The sequence below is a fragment of the Streptomyces niveiscabiei genome, from assembly GCF_001419795.1.
Taxonomy (GTDB): Bacteria; Actinomycetota; Actinomycetes; order Streptomycetales; family Streptomycetaceae; genus Streptomyces; species Streptomyces niveiscabiei.
Genome location: NZ_LIRL01000987.1, coordinates 1 through 2,957 on the forward strand (window position 1 = coordinate 1; position 2,957 = coordinate 2,957).

5 protein-coding genes are annotated in these 2,957 nt (G+C 71.9%); 3 read left to right on the forward strand and 2 right to left on the reverse strand.

Annotated features, from left to right (window positions below):
• Positions 1 to 200 precede the first annotated feature (200 nt).
• Positions 201 to 413, reverse strand: coding sequence for a DUF5326 family protein (locus AOK24_RS38450; protein WP_055724578.1), 213 nt, complete (start codon positions 411 to 413; stop codon positions 201 to 203).
• A 159-nt stretch (positions 414 to 572) separates the two neighbouring features.
• Positions 573 to 890 (reverse strand): cupin domain-containing protein, encoded by a 318-nt coding sequence (locus AOK24_RS38455; RefSeq protein ID WP_055724579.1) that lies wholly within the window; start codon positions 888 to 890, stop codon positions 573 to 575.
• A gap of 59 nt (positions 891 to 949) precedes the next feature.
• On the opposite strand from AOK24_RS38455, the gene AOK24_RS38460 reads away from it, so the two are divergent.
• The 3 genes from AOK24_RS38460 to AOK24_RS38470 all read left to right on the forward strand — a co-directional run.
• Positions 950 to 1,327, forward strand: a complete 378-nt coding sequence (locus AOK24_RS38460; protein WP_055724580.1) for a phage holin family protein — start codon at positions 950 to 952, stop codon at positions 1,325 to 1,327.
• A gap of 6 nt (positions 1,328 to 1,333) precedes the next feature.
• Positions 1,334 to 1,828 carry a low molecular weight protein-tyrosine-phosphatase gene (locus AOK24_RS38465; RefSeq protein WP_055724581.1) on the forward strand — a complete coding sequence of 165 codons (495 nt, stop codon included), beginning with the start codon at positions 1,334 to 1,336 and terminating at the stop codon, positions 1,826 to 1,828.
• Positions 1,825 to 2,957: cystathionine gamma-lyase (locus AOK24_RS38470; protein WP_055724582.1), on the forward strand; the 1,133-nt coding region annotated here is incomplete at its 3' end. The genes AOK24_RS38465 and AOK24_RS38470, both read left to right, overlap by 4 nt.

Here is a 2,957-nt window from a genome sequence, read left to right on the forward strand (position 1 = left end):
GGCGGGGGGTGCGCCCGGTTCCGCGGGGGAGGTGTCAGCCGTCGCCAAGGGGCACTCCCGGAGCGCGAGGGGTCGTCCGTGCGGGCTCGTCCCCGCGTCGGATTCCGGACTCTAACGGCCCGTACGGCCGCGCCGCCGCGCTGCGCGGGAAACTTCCCCCGCCCGAGGGAACCGGCGTCCCCTGTTACCGGTCTCCCGCGTCACCAGTCGGAGCGGGAGGAGGAGCCGGCCGTGAACTTCCGTACGACGTAGACCAGTCCGCCGACGAGCGCGACGAACACCAGCACCTTGAACAGCAGGCCGATCACGAAGCCGACGACGCTGGCTATCAGGCCGCCGAACACGACGATGGCGATGACCGGCACCGCCACCCACTTCACCCACCACGGCAGTCCCGCGAAGATCTCTCGCATCGCCCTTGTCCTCATCTGTGCGCCGGCCGGCGGCCCTTTCGGCCACCGGCCCTTCTCGGATGTCCTGCTTCGATGCTAGGTCCCCCCGGGGGCCGGGCGGGGGCTTCGCACCCCTTGTCCTCCCCTGACCCGTCCCCTAGGGGAGGGCGGGGTTCCGGCTCAGCGTTCCGGAGGAGAGAACACGACCAGCACCCTCAGGTCCTCGCTGATGTGGTGGAACTTGTGGGCGACCCCGGCGGGCACGTAGACGACGCTGCCGCGCGCCACCTCGGTCGTCTCCATGCCGACGGTGATCGACGCGCGCCCGCTGACCACGAAGTAGACCTCGTCCTGGTTGTGCGGGTTCTGTGGATCGTGGGTGCCCGCGTCGAGCGCGTACAGACCGACCGACATGTTCCGCTCGCGCAAGAACTGCAGGTAGGCGCCGTCGTTGGCGGCTCGTTCCGCCTCCAGTTCGTCCAGCCGGAATGCCTTCATCGCCCTCGTCCCGCTCATGGCCCGGTTAGGCCGTCGATCTCTCTGGAACGATCAGACACATGAAGATTTTCGTAGTCAAGACGATCGCCAACGCGGGCGCCCTGGCGGTCGCCGTCTGGCTGCTGGACAAGATCACCCTGACCGGTGACAGCAACGGCAAGAAGATCGGCACCCTGCTGCTCGTCGCCCTGCTGTTCGGGCTCGTGAACTTCCTGGTCAAGCCGGTCGTGAAGGTGCTGACCTTCCCGCTGTTCATCCTCACGCTCGGCCTGATCACGCTGGTCGTCAACGCGCTGATGCTGCTGCTGACGTCGTGGCTGGCCGACAAACTCGACCTCAGCTTCCACGTGGAGGGCTTCTGGACGGCCGTCCTGGGCGGCCTGATCATCTCCGTCGTCTCCTGGGCGCTGAACCTCGCCCTGCCCGACGGGGACTGAGCGCCCATGGCCTACCGCGTCTGCTTCGTCTGCACCGGCAACATCTGCCGTTCCCCGATGGCCGAATCGGTGTTCCGCGCGCGCGTGGCGGACGCCGGTCTGGCGGGCCGCGTCGAGGTCGACAGCGCCGGTACGGACGCCTGGCACGAGGGCGAGAGCGCCGACCCGCGCACGGTCGCGGTCCTGCGGGAGCACGGATACGGCACGGCCCACACGGCCCGCCGCTTCGAACGCGCCTGGTTCGCGGACCTCGACCTGGTGATCGCCCTCGACGCCGGCCACCTCAAGGCCCTGCGCCGCCTCGCCCCGACGCCGGAGGACGCCGCGAAGGTCCGCCTCCTGCGCTCGTACGACAGCGCCGCGGCCGAGTCCGGCCTCGACGTCCCCGACCCCTACTACGGGGGCCGTGCGGGCTTCGAGGCGTGCCTTGAGATGGTGGAGGCGGCGAGCGAAGGGCTGCTCGCCGCTGTGCGGGAGGACGTGGAGGGACGGACGACATGAGCGACACCGAGATGGGCGAGGGCACCCGCGCCGTGCGGGCCGGGCTGCCCGAGCCCGTCAAGTACGAGCCCGCCCTGCCCGGGCCCGTCTTCGCCGCGCACTACCACCTCCCCGGCGAGCCGACGGGCCCGTACACCTACGGCCGGGACGAGAACCCCACCTGGACGCTCCTGGAGCGCGCCGTGGCCGAGCTGGAGGCGCCCGGAGAGGACGACGGCGTGGAGACGCTGGCGTTCGCCTCCGGGATGGCGGCGATCTCGGCCGTCCTCTTCTCCCAGCTCCGCTCCGGCGACACGGTGGTCCTCCCGGACGACGGCTACCAGGCGCTGCCGCTGGTGCGCGCCCAGCTGGAGGCGTACGGCATCGAGGTGCGCACCGCGCCGACCGGCAAGGACGCGCAGCTCGCGGTACTGGACGGCGCGAAGCTGCTGTGGATCGAGACGCCGTCCAACCCGGAGCTCGACGTGTGCGACGTCCGTCGGCTCGCCGAGGCGGCGCACGCGCGCGGCGCCCTGGTCGCCGTCGACAACACGCTCGCCACCCCCCTCGGCCAGCGCCCGCTGGAGCTCGGCGCCGACTTCTCCGTCGCGAGCGGCACGAAACAGCTCAGCGGGCACGGTGACGTGCTCCTCGGGTACGTCACCGGCCGCGCCGGGGAGGCCATGGCGGCCGTACGGCGCTGGCGCAAGATCGTCGGCGCGATCCCGGGGCCGATGGAGGCGTGGCTCGGGCACCGCTCGCTCGCGACGCTGGCCCTGCGGGTGGACCGGCAGAGCGCGAACGCGCTGGCGGTGGCGCGGGCGCTGAAGGACCGGCCCGAGGTGGTCGCGGTGCGCTATCCGGGGCTGCCCGAGGACCCCTCGCACGAGGTCGCCGCCCGGCAGATGCGCCGCTACGGCTGCGTCGTGTCGTTCACCCTCGCCTCCCGCGCCCACGCGGAACGGTTCCTGGAGTCGCTGCGGCTCGTGGACGACGCGACGAGCTTCGGCGGGGTGCGCTCCACCGCCGAACGCCGTGGCCGCTGGGGCGGCGACGCGGTCCCGGACGGCTTCGTACGGCTCTCCGTCGGCACGGAGGACACGGAGGACCTGGTCGCGGACGTGCTGCGGGCGCTGGGGGAGTCGGGGGC